Below are 18,076 nucleotides of genomic sequence, written 5' to 3'. Positions count from 1 at the left end.
CTGCGGGTGGCCCGTTTTGTTTTGGGGGGATGTGCGGTGTCGGCGATGCCGTCGCGTGGAAAAGATGTCGTCGCAACTCAAAGCCAACATGTTGGCCCCTGGGCTCAGCGCACGTTGATGGAAGACACTCTGAGCGTCGACCCCGCAAACCTGGGAAGAAAAGGACAGGACATGAAGCTCACGCTCAAAGCCTTGGTCTTGGCATCCGTTGTCGCCCTGGCGTCCTCGCTGACTGTGGCTGCGCCACTCGGATCATCGACAGACGCCTCTGCAAAACACGCCATCAATGCCCCGCTGCTTGGCAGCTGGTCATTGGACACCTCACGCATGCCGGTGCCCCCCGAGCAGCGTCCGAAGAGCGTGCGGTTTACGTTTGGCGATGCAGGCAGCAACACCTGGAACATGCGCGTCGATATTGTCTATTGCCCCGGCGAAGAGGTGCATTCCACCAGCACGCCGGTACTCGATGGATCGTCCACGGTCATCACGAACAGTCCCGAGGCGGACACGGGGACGTTCAAGCAGCCGGCGCCCAATGTGCTGGTGATGGCGCTGCAGAAGGAGGGCGTGCTGGTTTCGACGCGTATTTATTCGGCACTGCCCGATGGACATACGATGGTCGAGACAGCGGTTTATCCCGGACAAAGTGGCACGCCCGTCATGAAGACGAACTACTTCACGCGCGTTCGCTAGGCCGACGATTCGAGACAGCGACACCGCATCTTCCAAAAAAACGGGCCGCTTTCGCGGCCCGTTTTCGTGTTGAAGCAAGCGGTGCTTACTTCAGCTTGGCATCGGCGCGCAGCGCTTCGGCCTTATCGGTCTTTTCCCACGAGAACGCGGTGTAGGTCTTGCCGTCCGGACCCTTCACTTCGTACGGGGTGCGGCCGAAGTGACCGTAGCTGGCGGTCTGCTGGTACATCGGGTGCACCAGGTCGAGCATCTTGATGATGCCGTACGGGCGCAGGTCGAAGTGCTTGCGGATCAGCTTCTCGATCTTCTCGTCGGCGATCTTGCCGGTGCCGAAGGTGGTGACCGAGATGGAGGTCGGCTCGGCCACGCCGATGGCGTAGCTCACCTGCACTTCGCAGCGGTCGGCGATGCCGGCAGCCACGATGTTCTTGGCGACATAACGCGCAGCGTAGGCAGCCGAACGGTCAACCTTGGACGGATCCTTGCCCGAGAACGCGCCACCACCGTGACGGGCCCAGCCGCCGTAGGTGTCGACGATGATCTTGCGACCGGTCAGGCCGCAATCGCCCACCGGGCCGCCGATCACGAACTTGCCGGTCGGGTTGATGTGGAACTTGGTGCCCTTGTGCAGCAGCTTGGCCGGCAGCACGGGCTTGAGGATGTGCTCGCGCACGGCCTCGATCAGATCCTTCTGCTTCACGCTCGGATCGTGCTGGGTCGACAGCACCACGGCGTCGATGGCGGTGGCGACACCGTCTTCGTAACGCAGGGTGACCTGGCTCTTGGCGTCCGGACGCAGCCACGGCAGCGGCGAGTTCTTCTTCTTGCGGACCTTGGCCTGCTGCTCGACCAGACGGTGCGAGTAGTAGATCGCAGCCGGCATGTAGTCCTTGGTTTCGTTGGTCGCGTAGCCGAACATCAGGCCCTGGTCGCCAGCGCCCTGTTCTTCCGGCTTCTTGCGGTCCACGCCCTGGTTGATGTCGGGCGACTGCTTGCCGATCAGGTTCAGCACGCCGCAGGTCTCGCCGTCGAAGCCGACGTCCGAGGAGTCATAGCCGATGTCGACGATGACCTTGCGGGTCAGCGCTTCCAGGTCGATCCAGGCGCTGGTGGTGATCTCGCCGGCGACGATCGCCACGCCCGTCTTCACCATCGTTTCGCAGGCCACGCGCGCACGCGGATCCTGCGCGATGATCGCATCGAGGACGGCATCGGAGATCTGGTCGGCGACTTTGTCCGGGTGGCCTTCAGAAACCGACTCGGAGGTGAAGAGGAAGTTGCTCATCGCGGTATATATCCTTCCTTACGGATAGAGAGATGAAAGGGGGTGGCGCATGATACACGGCCTACCCCGGGATTGCAGCCTCAGCTTGCAGCCGGGACATGACGATTTCATGCCGATTCAGCCATTTGGACGGCTTTGCGGCTCATTCCGGGGCACTCCCGGGCATGCCTGGGCCGCCCTGGGGCGGCAGGGCAAGCCCTCAGAATACTCCAAGGATGTCCCAGGCGGTCCCTGGCTGGGTGCAGGCGGGGGCCTGGATGGTTGCCTCAGCGGCGGGGGCTGAATCCGTCGTCGCTCCAGTCCTCGCTGCCCACGCCGTGATGGACGAAGAACAAGCCGTCCGGGTCGTAGCGGCGCTTGGCGGCGGCGAGGCGCGGGTAGTTGGCGCCCCAGAATGAGCGTTGCCAGTCGCGCTCGAAGTAGTTGCTCTCCGAGACGTAGGAGCCGGCGCCCGGCGCGACCTTGAGCAGGGCATCCATCGACAGGTCGATCCGGGCCGCCTCGCGCCGGGCCTTGTCGAGGTCGGGCGTGGCGCCCGGCATGCCGGGGAAGGCCGGCTCGCTCTCGCTGCCGGTGATGGCGAGCGCAAAGGCGTCCATCGCGCCCGGGTTCATGGCGGTGTCGCGCGAACGTGCGATGGCATCCGTGGGGCCGCCGGCCAGGCCCTTGTTGAAGTGCAGCGAATAGCCCCAGTGGCGCGTTGCCTCGAACATGGCGTCGGCGAGCGCATCGAGTTGACGCTCCTCCAGCAGCGACTGCGGCAGCCACCCCGAGCGATAGCCGTGGATGAACTGGCCGACCTGTCCTTCGTCGCCGGCCCATAGCACGTGATCGCGCGGTGCGTCGGGGCGGCTGTCGGACACGATCAATTGCGGCGCGTGCTGGCGGAAGAATTCCGCGTCCCAGAAATGCCGCGCGGGCAGGGCGATGACGTGGGCTTCCTCCTTGAAGCGATACGCCGGGCGCGCCTTGACCCAGGCAAAGAAGGGCGCCCACACCAGCTCCGCCTCCTGCTGACTCAGTCCCTGGAAAACCATCGACAGGTGCAGCATGTTGCCGCCGTGGAACTTCAGTTGCTCACCCCAGTGCGCATTGAACAAGGCATCGCGGTAGAAGCGCATGGTTTGCCCGATCAACGCGCGGAACGCCTGGTCGGAATCGGCTTCGATGGCGCCGAAGACCGCGCCAAAGGTGTCCGGCAAATCGTGCGTGAGCAGGGTCAGCCTGGTCACCACGCCGATGCTGCCGCCGCCACCGCCCTTGATGGCCCAGAACAGTTCCGGCTCGCGGCAGGCGTTGACCACGTGCACCTTGCCGTCCGCCGTGACCACTTCGGCCTCCAACAAATTGCCGCTCGCCGTGCCAAAGCGCTTGGAGAAACTGCCGAAGCCGCCGCTCTGCACCAGGCCTGCCACGCCTACCGTCATGCCGCCGCCGCCTTGCACATAGCGCCCGCCCTGGGTGGTGACCGCCGTGTATGCATCGACCCACATGGCGCCCGCTTCGACTGTCACCGCGGAACGTGGCGCCTGCGTATCGGCACAGCCCTGGGGCACGAACGCGTCATGCAGGGCGATTTGGTTCATGTGGCGCGTCCAGATCAGCAGGGAGTCGGGCGCGTCCGAGGTGCCCTGGTAGCTGTGGCCGCCGCCCTTCACCACCAGTCGCAGGTGATGTTCGCGGGCGAAGTTCACCGCCGCCACGACATCGCTGGTCTGCTCGGCGGCCACGGCGTAAACGCTGGGACGCGAGGTCCAGGCGTCCACCCAGCCGCTGGTCTGGGTCAGCGAGGGCGTGTCGCCGAGGAAATACGGATTCCTGACCTGCTTCAGCGCCTCCTGGCAGGCGGCATTGCCGGCGTCGCAGTGCTCGAACGGCGACTGCAGCCGTTGCAGGCGACCGCCAACGGCGCGCCTGAGCTGCTCCCATTGAGCCTCGCTGGGCCAGCCCGGATCGCCGGGACGTACCCGCGCGCGCAGATGGGTGATGCTCTTGAGCGCCTCGCGCGCCGTGGCGACCGAGGGCGACAGTGCCCAGGGCAGCAAGGGCAGGGCGAGCGCAGCCTTCAGCAGATCGCGACGATGCATGGTGGACTCCGGCGGCATGAGATGTCGTCACTGTGCCCCGGCGAGCATGCAGGACAAGCGTGGAGTGACCAATAGCGCCCTTGCTGGGACAAGTGGCGGGCTGGCGGTGACCGGAGGTGCCCATGGGTCGCCCCGTTCATCTGAGCAAGTTGGACATACCTGTCGAGACATCCATAATCGAACGCTCCCCACCTGATGTAGGAGCGAGCGAATGAAGCGATTGAGCTGGCTGGCGTTCGGCCTGATTTCTCTGCTGGCTTCGGCCATCACGCACGCGGACAGCGCGCCGCCCTCGCACTGGCAGCCGGATATCGCTGCCTTCGTTGCCGCTGATCACGAGCATCCGCCCGCCCCGCATGGCGTGCTGTTCATCGGCAGCTCCTCCATCCAGTTCTGGAAGTCGCTGGGGCAGGATTTTCCCGGCATTCCGGTGATCAACCGCGGCTTTGGCGGTTCGGCGCTGCCCGATTCGACTTATTACGCCGACCGCATCGTGTGGCCCTATAAGCCCAACTTGATCGTGATGTACGCCGGCGACAACGACATCAACGATGGCGCGACGCCCGACCAGGTGCTCGCCTCGTTCCAGCAGTTCGTCGCGCGTGCGCGCGAAGGCGTGCCCGGCGTGCCGATCGTCTATATCTCGATCAAGCCCAGCATCGCGCGCCTCGCGCTTTGGCCGAGCATGAAGGCGGCCAATAACGAAATCCGCGATTGGGCGGCCACCCAGAAGAACGTGCGCTTCGTGGACATCGCCCCGGTGATGCTGGACGCGCAAGGCAAGCCGCGCGCCGAGCTGTTCCGCCCGGATGGCCTGCATATGCTGCCGGCCGGTTATGCCTTGTGGATTGCCACGCTGAAGCCGGTGTTGGCGGCGTATGGCTTCGTGGTGAAACCTGGCGCCTGATTTCCCTCGCTGTGCGCTGCCTGCGCACAGCTTCCTGCGTCCCTGTCGCATGAACCTGCTTTGGTGTTCGGCTAGCCTGCGCCAGCAACCAACAGGGGGAGGCGTCATGGTCGGACGATGGTGGTTTTTGGCAGCGGGATTGCTGTGCGGCACGGTGTGCGCGCAGTCGGTGCAGGCGCCGGCATTGAAGGCGGGCGACAGCTGGGTTTACGTCGATACGGTGGAGTCGGGCCCGCAAGGATGGTCGCGCAAGAATGAAACCGTCACCGTCGAGCGAATCGAAGGCGACAGCGTGCTGGTCGCCAACAAGCAGGACGGCTCCAGCCAGCCAGCCGTCGAGCATCTGGTTGGCCTCGACTGGAGCCGTTCGCGCGATGTGAATGGCAAGCAGCAAGTGGTGAACCGGCCATTGGCGTTCCCGCTCACGCAAGGCAAGAAGTGGCGCGTGGAGTACACCGAAGCCAATCCGAACCGCCAGCACACCAGCGAAACCTTCGGCAGCGAATACACCGTCGTCGGCTGGGAAGACGTGCAGGTACCGGCCGGAGCGTTCAAGGCACTGAAGATCGAGGCGCAGGGCCAGTGGAGCGCCGTCGTGGCGCCTTCCGTCTCCAGTGATGCGCGCGGTCATGTGGATGCGGACGGCGCGGTGAGCGTTTCGCAGAGCCAGGTCACCCATCCGCATACGGCGAGCGGTCGCCTGTACAAGGCGTTCTGGTATGTGCCCGAGCAGAAGCGCTTCGTGAAGTCCGTCGAGGAGTACTACGACAGCAAGGGTGTGCGCTCGTCGCGTTACACCGAGGAGCTGCAGTCGTCGAAGCTCGCCGGGTGATGCGTTCCTCTCAGTAGACCAGCGCCCGCGCCTGTACGAAGGCGAAGAAAAACACCGCGTTCGGATCGTTGCGCACGGCCTGCAATTCGCCGCGCATGCCTTCGACCGTGGCGGGGTCGACCTTGTCGGCAGCCACCAGCTGGTCGGCTGCCGACAACAGCACTTCTTGCCAGAACTCGATCATCTGTTTGCGTTTGCCGGGCTGGCGGTTGTCGAGGTGGAAGCTCTTCACCTCGGTCTGCACGTCGCGATAGCCGCCCGCCAGCAGCAGATTGCCGAGTTTTGCGCCGATGAACGGATCGCCGCCGTTGTCGTACTGGTAGTCGTTGAAGGCCATCCAGTAACGCAGCAGGTGCGGCGAGTACGGATCGAGGAAGAACGACGAGTTGAGCACCTCGGTCACGTAGACCACCGCGCCCGGGCTCAGCACGCGGCGGACTTCGCTGAGCACGCGCGCAGGGCTGGGCATGTGTTCCAGTACCCAGCACAGATAGGCAGCGTCGAAGCTGCGATCCGGGAACGGCAGGTCGGTGGCATCGGCCTGCTGCAGCGTATAGCGCGACGTGCACCATGCCGACTGCGCAAGATTGCGCTCGGCCGCCGCCAACTGCGCCTCGGAGCGATCCACGCCGGTCAGTTCCAGGTGCGGAAAGCGCCGCAGCAGGATTTCCGTCTGCGCGCCCACGCCGCAGCCCACTTCCAGCAGCTGTTTGGCTTCGCTGAAATCGATGCGGCTGAACAGGATATTTTCGAACATGCGCGCCTGGCGCGTCAGCCGCGACTGCTCCTCGGACGAAAAGCCGTGGATATAGGGGAACTCACCGGTGACGATGCTGTTCAAGGCCTATCCCCTCGCTGAGGAGTGCAGGCCGATTACTCTACGCCGGCGCCTGTCGAGAGAAGGTGTCGCGCCGCGGTCAGTGCGACGCGCCCGGCGGCTTCGCCTGAGGATGGGACTGGATGAACGTCAGCGTGTCGACCAGCGTTGGCGCACCATCACGCAGCGGTCGCGACAGTGCAAACAGCAGCGCTTCGTGGCCTACGCCGGGGTAGGTTCGCAACGTGCTGTCGCCGTGCGTGGCCTGGCTGGCGCGGTACAGCGAGATGGCGTTTGACGGTTCCACTTCGTCGTCGTCTGTGCCTTGCAGCAACAGCATGGGCGGCTCCTCGCCGCGCACGTACGACACCGGTTGCCCCCGGCGCTGCTGTTCCGGCGTGCCGCCGAACACACCGAGCATGATGGCGTCGTCCTGCGGCACGGGTACGAAATCGTAGCAACCGGCCAGACCGATGAATCCCGCAAGATCGCCAGGCTTCATGTCGTGCGCCGCCAGCCAGTGCGGATCCGTGGCCAGCAGTGCGGCAATCTGGCCACCGGCGGAGTGGCCCATCACGAAGACATCGTCCGGCGAACCGCCGATCTCCGTTGCGTGCGCGTGCGCCCAGGCGACGGCGCTAGCGGCATCCTGCATGAAGCCCTCGAGGGTCACCTGTGGATATTTGCGGTAGTCGGGAATCACCGTGATCACGCCATGCGCCGCCAGCGCCGTGCCCACGAAGCGGTACCAGGCACGCTCGCCACGTACCCATGTGCCGCCATAGAAAAACACCACGACAGGCGCATGGCTGGCTTGCGCCGGCGCATACACGTCCAAGGCCAAGCCATGCTCGCTGTCGAAGACGATGTCGCTACGCGGCGTGATGGCGCGATGCTGGTCGGTGGCGTTGAGGCCGGCGAACAGGGTCGCCTCGCAGCCACTCAAGAGTACGACGACGACAAGCAGGAGACACTGGCGCAACAGCCAGGTGGACGAGGACCTGTTGGACAGCGGGAGTGTCATGGAGGGCGATGGTGGTGGGACTTGTCCATCATGCCTTGAAGCATCACGCAAAGGCTTGCGGCGAACTCAGGCCGCCAGGCGCGTGCCTTCCTGCAAACCGTCGAAATATTCGCGCGTGAGGCGCAACTGATCCAGCGCGTTTTCTGCCTGGTTCACCACATGGCGAAACGCGGCGTTTTCCGCACGATCCTTCGCGTACCAGCCCAGGTGCTTGCGCGCGATGCGCACGCCCTGCAGTTCGCCGTAGAACGCGTAGAGGTGTTCCAGGTGATGGACGAGGATGTCGCACACCTCGGCGGGCGTGGGCTCCGCCAGGGTTTCACCGGTGCTGAGGTAGTGGCTGATCTCGCGGAAGATCCACGGCCGGCCCTGTGCGCCGCGCCCCACCATCACGGCGTCGGCGCCGGTGACATCGAGCACATGCCTGGCCTGTTGCGGCGTTACCACATCGCCATTGGCGAACACCGGAATGCGCACGCTCGCCTTGACGGCGGCGATGGTCTCGTACTCGGCGTCGCCTTCGTACTTGTCGGCACGCGTGCGGCCATGCACGGCGAGCGCGGCGATGCCGGCGTCCTCGGCGATCTTCGCAATCGTCAGCGCGTTCTTGTTCTGGCGATCCCAACCGGTGCGGATCTTCAGCGTGACCGGTACGTCCACCGCATCGACCACGGCTTTCACGATGCGCGCCACCAGCGGCTCGTCCTGCAGCAGCGCCGAGCCCGACCACACGTTGCAGACCTTTTTGGCCGGGCAGCCCATGTTGATGTCGATGATCTGGGCGCCGTTGTCGGCGTTATAGCGCGCCGCTTCGGCCAGCATCGCCGGATCGTAGCCGGCGATCTGCACGCTCACCGGTTCGGGTTCGCCCTCGTGGTCCATGCGCTGCAGCGACTTGCGCGTACGCCACAGGCGGGGATCGGCATGGGTCATCTCCGAAACGGCCAAGCCCGCGCCCAGCCGTTTGCACAGCAGGCGGAAAGGCTTGTCGGTGACGCCGGCCATGGGCGCGAGCACCACGGGCGGGTCGATACGGTAGGGGCCGATCTGCATCCGCCTATTGTACCCGGCCAGAAAATCCCGCGCTTTTGTGGGAGCGCACCCTGTGCGCGACAGGCGTCCGAGTGCCATCGCAACAACCGGTTATCGCGGGGTGCCCGGGCGCCTGTCGCGCACAGGGTGCGCTCCCACAGATGGAAGGGGTATGGCTCAGTGCGCGAGCTTGGCCGCCAGCGCTTCCGCCGCGGCACGATCATGCTTGTGCTTGAACAGCACCATGAACAACACCGCCACGATCAGCGAGTAGCTGGCGAAGGTGATCCAGATGCCGTGCCAGTCCTTGCTCTGGTCCGGATAGGTGAAGAACGCCTCGATCACCAGGCCGCTGATCGAGCTGCCCAGCACCGCGCCGACGCCATTGGTCATCAGCATGAACAGGCCCTGCGCGCTGGCGCGGATGGACGGGTCGCTCTGGCCTTCCACGAACAACTGGCCGGATATGTTGAAGAAGTCGAACGCCATGCCGTACACGATGCACGACATCACGATCATCCACAGGCCCGAGCCCGGATTGCCATAGGCGAACAGGCCAAAGCGCAGCGTCCACGCCAGCATGCTGATCAGCATCACCGTCTTGATGCCGAAGCGGCGCAGGAAGAAGGGAATGGCCAGGATGAACAGCGTTTCGGAAATCTGCGAGATGGACATGATGATGGCGGGGTAACGCACCGCCACCAGATCCTTGTACGCATCCATCTTGGCGAAGTCGTGCAGGAAGGTATCGCCATAGGCATTGGTCAGCTGCAGGGCCGCGCCCAGCAACATGGAGAAGGTGAAGAACACCGCCATGCGCGCGTCGCGAAACAGCTTGAACGAGGTGAGGCCGAACGTGTCCAGCCACGACTGGTTGTCCCTGCGCTGGAAGCGCGGCGGGCAGGGCGGCAGCGTGAAAGCGTAAAGGCCCAGCAGCAGCGACGCGCCCGAGGCCACGTAGAACTGGCCCGAGGAGGTTTCCAGGTGCAGCAGGCTCACCGTCCACAGCGCGGCAATGAAACCCACCGTGCCCCACACGCGGATCGGCGGGAAATCGCGCACGATGTCCTTGCCGTCGCTCTTGAGCGCGTTGAATGCCACCGCCACGGAGAGCGCGATGGTCGGCATGTAGAACATCATGTTGATCAGCATCACCCAGAACATCAGGCCGGGCGACTGCACCATCGGCACGCAGAACAGCACGCCGGCGCCGCAGATGTGGAAGATGCCGTAGAGCTTGTCCGCATTGATGTACTTGTCAGCGATCACGCCCGCGATGGACGGCATGAACAGCGAGGCGATGCCCATGGTCGAGAAGATCGCGCCGAACTGCGCGCCCGACCACTGCTTGGTCTGGAACCAGTACGCGCCAATGGTAAGCAGCCACGATCCCCACACAAAAAATTGCAGGAAGTTCATGGCGATCAGGCGCAGTCGCAGATTCATCAGCGTATGTCTGTGTGGGTAGTGGTGACGGGTGAGGGGCGGCGCGCCCATCCCTCCAGGGCTGGCGCGAGCCGGACCTGTGTGGACGAGCCGCTGATCCCCTGCAGAGGGCTTGGGACGTCCCAAGGCCGTGCCAAAACGGGCAGACTAGAGGACCACCGCGGTGGCGACAAGCTGCGCCGCCAGGAAGAAACCGGCCCCATTCCCCAAGGAGACGCCCGTGAGCCTGTTCCTGACCATTGCCCTGGTACATCTGGTGGCTTTGCTGAGCCCTGGTCCGGACTTTTTCTTTGTGTCGCAGACCGCAGTGAGCCGGACCCGGCGCCAGGCGATGTTCGGCGTGCTGGGCATTACCCTGGGCGTGGTCGTATGGTCCGCCCTGGCCCTGGCGGGCCTGCAATTGCTGCTGCAGCGGCTGGCCTGGCTGGAGCGCCTGATCTCCATTGCCGGCGGCCTCTACCTGGCCTGGATGGGCATCAAGATGCTGCGCGGCGCGATCAAGGCGCCGGTAGCCGCGAGCGAGCCGCACGCCGTACTGCAGCAGAGTGACTGGACCACCTTGCGCGCGGGACTGCTCACCAACCTCTCCAATCCCAAGGTGGTGATCTATTTCGGCAGCGTGTTCTCCGCGTTTCTCGGCGACCGCGTCGACGCTGCCACGCGCTGGGGTTTGTGGACCCTGGTCGTCGTCGAGACGTTCGTGTGGTTCACCCTGGTGGCAGGCGTGTTCGCCTTGCCGGCCATGCGTCGCGGCTACCTGAGGCTGTCGCGCTGGATCGATGGGTTTGCGGGCGCAGTGTTCGTGGCGTTCGGTTTGCACCTGATCTTTGCGCGCAAAGCGTGACCGAAAACCTGCGCCTCACCTTGTGGGAGCGCACCCTGTGCGCGACCGTCCCCTGTCAGGCTGCCGCTCCGTTGGTTTGTCGCGCACAGGGTGCGCTCCCACAGGGGTGAGACTTCGCCGGAACGCATGGCCAGACCCTTGTGGGAGCGCACCTTGTGCGCGACCGCAGCGTCACCCGTTTCCGCTCAGTGAAGGTTTGTCGCGCACAAGTGCGCTCCTACAGAGGTGATACCGCGTCGATGCAAGTCAGGGCAGCAATTTGCCCGGATTGAGGATGCCCTCGGGATCGAAGGCAGCCTTCACGTTGCGCATAAGCTGCAATGTCGACGGCTCCAGCGCGAGCGGCATGAATTGCTTCTTCACCAGGCCGATCCCGTGCTCGCCTGACAGCGTGCCTTCCAGCGAAATCACCAACGCGAACACCTCGGCAAGACAGGCATGCGCACGTTCGCGCTCCGCCTCGTCCCGTGGCAACAAATTCACGTGCAGATTGCCGTTGCCCGCATGGCCGAAGCTCACGATCAGCACGTCGTGTTTCTTCGCCAGTTGTTTGATGCCATCGACCAGCTCAGGCAGATGGCTCACGGGAACCACTACATCCTCGTTGATCTTGTTGGGCGAAATGGTGCGCTGAGCGGGGGAGAGCGCCTTGCGGGCCGACCACAGCGCCTGCGTTTCCTCGGCGGTTTCGGCCACGCGCAGATCTTCCAGCCCATCGCCGCGGGCGGCGCGGGAGACTGCGTCCACGGCGCTCGGCAAGGTCTCCGGTTCGCCGTCCACTTCAATCATCAGCATCGCGCCGGCCAGCGGCACGGTGTCGCCGCCGTAGTCGCGAGCGAGTTTCAACGCCACGTCGTCGATGAATTCCAGCGCGCAGGGCGTGACCGGTTGGGCCATGATCCGTGCCACCGCGCGAGCCGCTGCCGAGACATCGCGGTAGGTGGCGCGAATGGTGCGCAGCGCCGAGGGCTTGGGCGTGAGCTTGAGCGTGGCTTGGGTGATCAGCGCCAGCGTGCCCTCGGAGCCGATCAGCAGGCGCGTCAGGTCGTAACCCGTCGCACCCTTGCTCGTATAGGTGCCGCAGCGGAAACCTTCACCGGTGCCGGCCACCGCGCGCAAGCCAAGCGTGTTTTCGCGCGGGCTGCCGTATTTCACCGTGCGCGGGCCGGCGGAGTTGCAGGCCAGGTTGCCGCCGATGCTGCACCAGGGCGACGACGAAGGGTCGGGCGGCCAGAAGAACCCGTGCGGCTTCAAGGCCTGTTGCAGGTCACCATTGAGCACGCCCGGCTCGACCACGGCGAGTCGATTGTCCGGGTCGATGCGCAGGATGCGATTCATCCGCTCAAAGCTCACCACCACGCCGCCCTCGATGGGAACCGTTGCACCGGTGGTATTGGTGCCGCGACCTCGCCCGATCACCGGCACGCGATGTTCGCGGCACGCGCGTATCAATGCTTCGGTCTGTTCGTGCGTGGTGGGAAACACCACGGCATCGGGCAATGCGTTGCGCCGCGAATTGTCATAGGCGTAGGCAAGTCGTTCGGCCATGCCGGTGGCCAAGGACTCGCCTGGAAAATGCGCGCGTAGCGTATCGAGCAGGGCATCGGGAAGCTTCATGCCGGCAGTATCCCACTCTCCGCTGCCGGTTGCGCCTGATGCGTCCGTCAATGCGCGGGTTCGGCAAGCTTCGCCGTTGGCTGCGCGGTGGCGGTCGGAAGCAGCGCCTCGATCCGGTCGCGCACATAGGGGTAGAACGGGTTGGAGCTGATGCGCAGCGCTGCATCGAAATTGAGAATCAGCGTGCCTCGTTCGCCACGAGGCGCCTGGGTGCCTAGTCGAATGCCGAAGTTTTCGGACAGGTCGGGCGCGGTTCCGTACAGCGGATCGGTGGGCGGAAAGGGCAGCGCGATATGCGACAGCGAAAAGATCGTGTCCGGGTACGGGATGGACAGCGGCGCCGTGCTGGCCGCGCTCTGGCCGGCTTCCGTCGTGCGTGTCACGGTATGGTCGTCATTCACTGCCGCGTTGGCGATGACCGTGCTGCGATAGGCCTGTGGCCCCGATGGAAGCATGCGATTGATCGCAGTGAGCGCGCTCGGTTTGAGCAATGTGTCGAAGCGTTGATTGCGATTTACATCGAACAATACGACTTCACTGCCATTGGCGGGCACATGCGCGTAGAGCGTATGCATCACGGCCGAAGCACTCACCGTATCGTCCACCACCGATTGGAAACTGAGTATCGGCGGCAAGCGGCCAAGCTGGCGATCGCGTGCCATGCGCAGCATCTGGCTACGGATGGCGTCAGTCAGCAGATAGGACTGACGCGCCGCGTTCACCGGGAACGAGTTGTACTTGAACGGGTTGTACTCGGGCAGCAGATCCAGCCACGCGGCCTTGGCAAAACGCGGCAACAGCGCAGGCAAGCCTGCCAGCCCGGCGAACCGCGCAAAGCTGGTGACCCCGATCATCGGCGAGAGCAGCACGAGCCGCGTCGGCATGGACAGCTCGGTGTGTTCGCACGCATCCAGCGTGTACTTCACCGCGAGCGCGCCCCCGTTGGAATAGCCCACGATATGGATGGGCAGCTTGGGTCCTACGCGGCGCCGCGCTTCGCGCATGGCCAGACGTGTCGCTGCCAGCCACTGGGGCCAGTCCGCCGTGGTCAGTGCTGCCGGCACCGTGCCATGGCCTGGCACGCGCAAGCCGATCGCCACGAAGCCGTGGGCGCGGTATAGCTGGGCGACATCGCGCAGGCTATAGGGTGAATCGCTCAGGCCATGGATAAGCACCACCGCGCCTACCGGCGTGCCGGTGGGCTCCAGCACGTACGAGCGATTCCAGTCGTGCGCGAAATGCCCCGGATACATCGGGGCGCCGTCAAAGTATCGATTCACCACGACACGCTGCGCAGGGTCCAGCTTGTCGGTGACTTCCGCCTTCACTTGGGCGAATGCTTTTTGCTCGGCGGCCAGATAGCCGGCCCAGTCGGTGGCATCGATCTGCGAGGGTGAAAGTTCATCGGGAACGAAGGTCTGCCAGGGCGCGAGCGGGTCGCCTTGCTGTGAATCCCACGCACGGATGGCCAACAGGGAAACGAGGAAGACCAGGATGATGATGGCCGTCCATTTGCCGATACCGATCAGCATGCGAACCATGATGCCCCCGCGCCCTGGCGTCACCGGATGGCGACCGTTGCCAGCAGTGTGCGCCGCCAGATATGTGCAAACCGTCGACGACGGTGCAGCAACCTAGCCGGCCTCGAAGGCGCCGCGCCACCAGCGCATGTCGACACGATCGACCGGCCCGTCATAACCCACCACATCGAACCGGCAGGCCCGATGGGCGTGTTGTGGATGATCGGCCAGCCACAGCTCGGCAGTGCGGATGAGTTTGCCCTGCTTGCTGGCGTTGACCGAGGCCGCCGCGCTGCCGCAGCCGCTGGTGAGGCGATGGCGCACCTCCACGAACACCACGGTGCCGCCATCGAGCATCACCAGGTCCAGCTCGCCGTAGCGCGTGGTGTAGTTGCGCGCCAGCAGCTTGAGGCCGGCGCGCTGCAGTTCGGCGCAGGCGCGTTGTTCGAAAGCGGCGCCGGCAGCGCGCATCGAGGCGTGCGCGTTTTAACGGGTGGTGGACTGCTCGGGCTGAAGCGCCTGCGGCGTGGTGGCGTCGGTCGGCGGCGCCATGGCCGGTGCGCTATCCATCTGCAGGCTGCCATTGAGCGGGCGGGCGAGGCCATCCTGGAACTTGGCCCATACAAGCACGCGACGGACGCGACCGAACTGGTCGGAGGTCAGCTGCCCGCTGGCGCCCGGCAGATAGCTGCCAGGATGGGCGCGCAGCCAGTCGACATAGGGTGCGAGGTTCCAGGCGTCCATGCCGAAGGCAAACAGGCGCGCGGAGGTGCCCCGTGCCGCGGGCAGCTGCCCAGCGATATCGCCGTGATTGGGCAGGCCCGGTTGCACGTCGAACAGCCATGGCGAGTCGCAGAATTCGACGCCTTCGAGGTCACGATTGGCGCTCGCATCATCGACGCCGGCATAGATGTGCGACGTGCCATACGCCTGCAAGTTGATCTTGGCGAGCTTGAGCTGCGGCAGCAACAGGCGCGCCTGCTGCGGACGCATGCTGATGAAGATGCCAGTGTCCTTGTTGGCGCTGGCGTCGCCGCTGTCGGTCGGCATGCCCAGGCCCGAAATGGTCGAGGCAAAGTTGACGCCGCTGCCGGGCAGGTTGCCTACGCCGGCGACCTTGCCTCCGCGCGCTTCGAGTTCCGCCTTGAACGACTTGGACGCGCGTTGCGCGAAGTCGTCGTTGCTGACGATGACGAAGGCATTGACGATGCCGTTGTCGGCCATGTGGTCAGCCGCCTGGGCGCCTTCGGTTTCCGGCAGCAGGCCGAATTCGCTCACGCCGCTGGCGGGCAGGCTCTTGTCGTCAGGATGGTTGAGTGCGAGCAGCGGCACCGGCAGTTGGGGCAGGCCGAACAGCGCCGACACCTCGCCGCGCGTCAGCGGCCCGATGATCAGTTGCGCGCCATCGGCGACGGCTTGCTGGTACGCCTTGATGGCGCCTGCCGACGTGCCTGCGCTGTCGTAGACCTTCACCGGTGGGCGCGGCATGTGGTTGTGCGCGGAATCGGCATAGGCGGCGAAGAAACCTTCGCGGATGGCGGTGCCTGCGGCAGCGAGATTGCCGCTGGTCGGCAACAGCAAGGCGACATGCGCAGGCATCTTGAAGCCTTCGCGCACGTTGGCGCCTTCGCCCGGCATCAGCGTGCCCACTTCCTGTTCCAGCGCGGGCGCGGGATGCGCCACGGCGACGCCAAGCTGGGTCAGCGCTTCGTTGACCCACGGCAGCATGCGGTCGCTGGGCTGCATGGCCGCGGCGCGCTGCTTCAAGGGATCGACGCCCAGCTGGGTGAGCAGGGCGACGACCTGCTTGCGGTTCTGCGCCTGGTCGAGGCCGCTCAATTGGCCGTCCATTTCCACGCGCGTGCGGGCCGCGCCCCAGAGATCGCCGGTCTGCTGCATGGCTTGCGAGCGCAGCTCAAGCAGACGCAGCTGCAGTGCCGGTGGCACGCTGATATTGGGCTGGGTGGTCAATTGCAGTGCGCGCGGCGCGTTGTGCTGCTTCAGCGCCATTTCGGCCTGCAGCAGGTCCAGTCGCGAAGGCTCGTCGCCGCTCAGTCGCTGGCGACGGATTCCATCGAGCAACGGCGCGGCACGATCGAGCTGGCCTTCCTGTCGATAGGCTTCGGCGGCGAGCAGTTGATAGTGGTCGCGGTTGCCGCCGGTCTGGGCGAGCGCCAGATAGGCCTGGGCGGCCTCGTCGAACTTGCCCTGTTGCACGAGCGCGTCGGCTTGCTGGCTGGCGGCGATTTCGGCCGGCGATCGTTGCGCGGCCGGCGGCACGCAGCCGCTCAGTGCCAGTGAAATCAGCAGGGCAACGCCTGCGGCGCGGGTCAAGCGCATGGCCAAATCCCTTCGAGCTTTTTGACGACATGGTCGGCGGATGGGCGATGATAGCCCATTGGGTTGCCGCCCCGATGCATAGGAAACAGCAAGATGTCACAGATTCAGCCAGGTCTGCTATGGGTGGTCGCCACGCCGATTGGTCATCGCGATGACTTTTCCGCGCGTGCCATCGAGACGCTGCAATCGGTGGCGGTGATTGCGGCCGAGGACACCCGGCACAGCCGGCCCTTGCTGATGCACTACAACATCGGCACGCCACTGGTGGCGCTGCATGAGCACAATGAGCGCGAGGTGGTCGATGCCATCGTGCGCCGGCTGCAGGGCGGCGAATCGGTGGCGCTGATCTCCGATGCGGGCACGCCGCTGATCAGCGATCCGGGCTTTCGCCTGGTACGCGCGGCGCGCGCGGCCGGCATTCGTTGCGTGCCGGTGCCGGGTGCATGTGCGGCGATTGCCGGGCTTTCCGTGGCAGGGCTGCCCAGCGATCGTTTCGTGTTCGAGGGATTTCTTCCGCCCAAGGCCGCCGCGCGGCGCACGCGTTTGCAGGAACTTGCGGGAGATAGTCGCACGCTCATCTTCTATGAGTCGTCGCACCGCGTGGCCGAGAGTCTTGCCGACATGCGCGACATCTTTGGTGAGACGAGGGAAGGCGTGCTCGCGCGCGAACTGACCAAGTTGTTCGAGACCGTGATCGGCGAACCGCTGGGCGAACTGGCTGCGCGCGTGGCCAGCGATCCGAACCAGCAGCGCGGCGAGATCGTCATTCTGGTGGCGGGTCGCGGCGAAGAGACCGATGCACGCGAAGCGGAAGGCCGCCGTGTGTTTGCCCTCCTGCGCGAAGAGCTGCCCCCGGCAAAAGCCGCCAAGCTCGCGGCCGCGATTACCGGCGCGCCGCGCAAACTCCTCTACGAAGGCTAGAGCGGCGGCCTGTGTAGGAGCGCACTTGTGCGCGACCGCGGCACATCAGCGCTCCGCGGTCGCGCACAAGTGCGCTCCTACAGAGTTATTTCAGCGCTTCGCGGGTCGTTGAGACCTAAATCCATTAGAATCGCCAGCGGAGTCGGCCGGACAGTCGCGTCGCGCGCAAGCGCATCGAGGAAAGTCCGGGCTCCACAGGGCAGAGTGCCAGGTAACTCCTGGGCAGCGTGAGCTGACGGCCAGTGCAACAGAGAGCAGACCGCCGAACGGCATCTTCGGGTGCGCGTGGTAAGGGTGAAAGGGTGCGGTAAGAGCGCACCGCACGCGGGGCTAACGTCGCGTGGCACGGTAAACCCCACTCGGAGCAAGACTAAATAGGGGAACGATAACGCGGCCCGCGTTGTTCCCGGGTAGGTTGCTGGAGCCTGGCGGTGACGCCAGGCCGAGAGGAATGACTGTCGCGCCGCAAGGCGTACAGAACCCGGCTTACAGGCCGACTCCACCTCCTTCACGACCGGTCGTCACCTCTCTCGCCGTCATCGGCGGGGTGGTGGCGGCCGTGCGGCGGGCCATGAACGGCGATTCATATCCGATCGCCTGAAAAGCCTCGCCAGGCGTGACGGATGGCATGGTTGAAAAGTAAAAAAACCTAACCTTTCAAACACCTTCGAGTGTTTCCTCAGAAAGGGCTGGAATTACTGCCAGATCATT

The 18,076-nt window shown here is 64.9% G+C and carries 15 protein-coding genes and 1 other RNA gene; 6 read left to right on the top strand and 10 right to left on the bottom strand.

Going from position 1 to position 18,076, the window contains the following annotated elements:
* Window positions 1-45: 45 nt before the first annotated feature.
* Entirely contained in the window at window positions 46-693 is a 648-nt protein-coding gene (locus AC1DKY_RS14240; protein WP_441604516.1) for a hypothetical protein, read from the top strand.
* Window positions 694-778: 85 nt separating this feature from the next.
* Here the strand turns inward: AC1DKY_RS14240 and metK are convergent, their stop codons facing one another.
* A complete protein-coding gene (gene metK / locus AC1DKY_RS14235) occupies window positions 779-1,978 on the bottom strand; it encodes a methionine adenosyltransferase (protein ID WP_121882559.1) in 1,200 nt (399 codons plus the stop codon).
* Between the two features lie 266 nt (window positions 1,979-2,244).
* Window positions 2,245-4,065: an FAD-dependent oxidoreductase gene (locus AC1DKY_RS14230; protein WP_441604426.1), complete on the bottom strand. Its 1,821-nt coding sequence runs from the start codon at window positions 4,063-4,065 to the stop codon at window positions 2,245-2,247.
* Window positions 4,066-4,276: 211 nt separating this feature from the next.
* On the opposite strand from AC1DKY_RS14230, the gene AC1DKY_RS14225 reads away from it, so the two are divergent.
* Both AC1DKY_RS14225 and AC1DKY_RS14220 read left to right on the top strand, forming a co-directional pair.
* Window positions 4,277-4,972 (top strand): SGNH/GDSL hydrolase family protein, encoded by a 696-nt coding sequence (locus tag AC1DKY_RS14225; RefSeq protein ID WP_441604425.1) that lies wholly within the window; start codon window positions 4,277-4,279, stop codon window positions 4,970-4,972.
* A gap of 106 nt (window positions 4,973-5,078) precedes the next feature.
* On the top strand, window positions 5,079-5,804 hold the full coding sequence (locus AC1DKY_RS14220; protein ID WP_441604424.1) for a hypothetical protein: 726 nt from the start codon (window positions 5,079-5,081) through the stop codon (window positions 5,802-5,804).
* Window positions 5,805-5,814: 10 nt separating this feature from the next.
* On the opposite strand, the gene AC1DKY_RS14215 is transcribed toward AC1DKY_RS14220, so the two are convergent.
* From AC1DKY_RS14215 to AC1DKY_RS14200, 4 genes are all read right to left on the bottom strand, one after another.
* Complete coding sequence (locus AC1DKY_RS14215; RefSeq protein WP_441604515.1) at window positions 5,815-6,636, bottom strand: class I SAM-dependent methyltransferase; 822 nt, start codon at window positions 6,634-6,636, stop codon at window positions 5,815-5,817.
* Window positions 6,637-6,721: 85 nt separating this feature from the next.
* Window positions 6,722-7,645, bottom strand: coding sequence for an alpha/beta hydrolase (locus tag AC1DKY_RS14210; RefSeq protein ID WP_441604423.1), 924 nt, complete (start codon window positions 7,643-7,645; stop codon window positions 6,722-6,724).
* Between the two features lie 66 nt (window positions 7,646-7,711).
* Entirely contained in the window at window positions 7,712-8,698 is a 987-nt protein-coding gene (gene dusB, locus AC1DKY_RS14205) for a tRNA dihydrouridine synthase DusB (RefSeq protein WP_441604422.1), read from the bottom strand.
* A 156-nt stretch (window positions 8,699-8,854) separates the two neighbouring features.
* Entirely contained in the window at window positions 8,855-10,123 is a 1,269-nt protein-coding gene (locus tag AC1DKY_RS14200) for a nucleoside permease (protein ID WP_441604421.1), read from the bottom strand.
* A gap of 220 nt (window positions 10,124-10,343) precedes the next feature.
* Between AC1DKY_RS14200 and rhtC the strand changes: the two genes are divergently transcribed.
* Window positions 10,344-10,967 (top strand): threonine export protein RhtC, encoded by a 624-nt coding sequence (gene rhtC, locus AC1DKY_RS14195; RefSeq protein ID WP_441604420.1) that lies wholly within the window; start codon window positions 10,344-10,346, stop codon window positions 10,965-10,967.
* 246 nt (window positions 10,968-11,213) lie between these two features.
* Here rhtC and AC1DKY_RS14190 read toward each other — a convergent pair whose 3' ends face one another.
* The 4 genes from AC1DKY_RS14190 to AC1DKY_RS14175 form a co-directional block, all read right to left on the bottom strand.
* Window positions 11,214-12,584 (bottom strand): FAD-binding oxidoreductase, encoded by a 1,371-nt coding sequence (locus AC1DKY_RS14190; RefSeq protein ID WP_441604419.1) that lies wholly within the window; start codon window positions 12,582-12,584, stop codon window positions 11,214-11,216.
* A 47-nt stretch (window positions 12,585-12,631) separates the two neighbouring features.
* A complete protein-coding gene (locus tag AC1DKY_RS14185; protein ID WP_441604418.1) occupies window positions 12,632-14,125 on the bottom strand; it encodes an alpha/beta hydrolase in 1,494 nt (497 codons plus the stop codon).
* Window positions 14,126-14,218: 93 nt separating this feature from the next.
* Window positions 14,219-14,575, bottom strand: coding sequence for a YraN family protein (locus AC1DKY_RS14180; protein ID WP_441604417.1), 357 nt, complete (start codon window positions 14,573-14,575; stop codon window positions 14,219-14,221).
* A 15-nt stretch (window positions 14,576-14,590) separates the two neighbouring features.
* Window positions 14,591-16,444, bottom strand: coding sequence for a penicillin-binding protein activator (locus AC1DKY_RS14175; protein ID WP_441604416.1), 1,854 nt, complete (start codon window positions 16,442-16,444; stop codon window positions 14,591-14,593).
* Between the two features lie 93 nt (window positions 16,445-16,537).
* Between AC1DKY_RS14175 and rsmI the strand changes: the two genes are divergently transcribed.
* Both rsmI and rnpB read left to right on the top strand, forming a co-directional pair.
* The gene (gene rsmI / locus AC1DKY_RS14170) at window positions 16,538-17,365 is read left to right on the top strand and encodes a 16S rRNA (cytidine(1402)-2'-O)-methyltransferase (RefSeq protein ID WP_441604415.1); all 828 of its coding nucleotides are present in this window, start codon (window positions 16,538-16,540) and stop codon (window positions 17,363-17,365) included.
* A gap of 138 nt (window positions 17,366-17,503) precedes the next feature.
* Window positions 17,504-17,870, top strand: an RNA gene (gene rnpB, locus AC1DKY_RS14165) — RNase P RNA component class A.
* Window positions 17,871-18,076 lie beyond the last annotated feature (206 nt).

The organism is Dyella sp. 01N448 (assembly GCF_056399225.1).
This window is presented reverse-complemented; position numbering and strand designations above follow the sequence as displayed.

What these genes read in the sequence shown, in the direction of transcription:
- rsmI (WP_441604415.1), top strand. Translation starts at nt 16,538, where the DNA reads ATGTCACAGATTCAGCCAGGTCTGCTATGGGTGGTCGCCACGCCGATT.
- AC1DKY_RS14175 (WP_441604416.1), bottom strand. Translation starts at nt 16,444, where the DNA reads ATGCGCTTGACCCGCGCCGCAGGCGTTGCCCTGCTGATTTCACTGGCA.
- AC1DKY_RS14210 (WP_441604423.1), bottom strand. Translation starts at nt 7,645, where the DNA reads ATGACACTCCCGCTGTCCAACAGGTCCTCGTCCACCTGGCTGTTGCGC.
- dusB (WP_441604422.1), bottom strand. Translation starts at nt 8,698, where the DNA reads ATGCAGATCGGCCCCTACCGTATCGACCCGCCCGTGGTGCTCGCGCCC.
- AC1DKY_RS14185 (WP_441604418.1), bottom strand. Translation starts at nt 14,125, where the DNA reads ATGGTTCGCATGCTGATCGGTATCGGCAAATGGACGGCCATCATCATC.
- metK (WP_121882559.1), bottom strand. Translation starts at nt 1,978, where the DNA reads ATGAGCAACTTCCTCTTCACCTCCGAGTCGGTTTCTGAAGGCCACCCG.
- AC1DKY_RS14240 (WP_441604516.1), top strand. Translation starts at nt 46, where the DNA reads ATGCCGTCGCGTGGAAAAGATGTCGTCGCAACTCAAAGCCAACATGTT.
- AC1DKY_RS14200 (WP_441604421.1), bottom strand. Translation starts at nt 10,123, where the DNA reads ATGAATCTGCGACTGCGCCTGATCGCCATGAACTTCCTGCAATTTTTT.
- AC1DKY_RS14225 (WP_441604425.1), top strand. Translation starts at nt 4,277, where the DNA reads ATGAAGCGATTGAGCTGGCTGGCGTTCGGCCTGATTTCTCTGCTGGCT.
- AC1DKY_RS14190 (WP_441604419.1), bottom strand. Translation starts at nt 12,584, where the DNA reads ATGAAGCTTCCCGATGCCCTGCTCGATACGCTACGCGCGCATTTTCCA.
- AC1DKY_RS14220 (WP_441604424.1), top strand. Translation starts at nt 5,079, where the DNA reads ATGGTCGGACGATGGTGGTTTTTGGCAGCGGGATTGCTGTGCGGCACG.
- AC1DKY_RS14180 (WP_441604417.1), bottom strand. Translation starts at nt 14,575, where the DNA reads ATGCGCGCTGCCGGCGCCGCTTTCGAACAACGCGCCTGCGCCGAACTG.
- AC1DKY_RS14230 (WP_441604426.1), bottom strand. Translation starts at nt 4,065, where the DNA reads ATGCATCGTCGCGATCTGCTGAAGGCTGCGCTCGCCCTGCCCTTGCTG.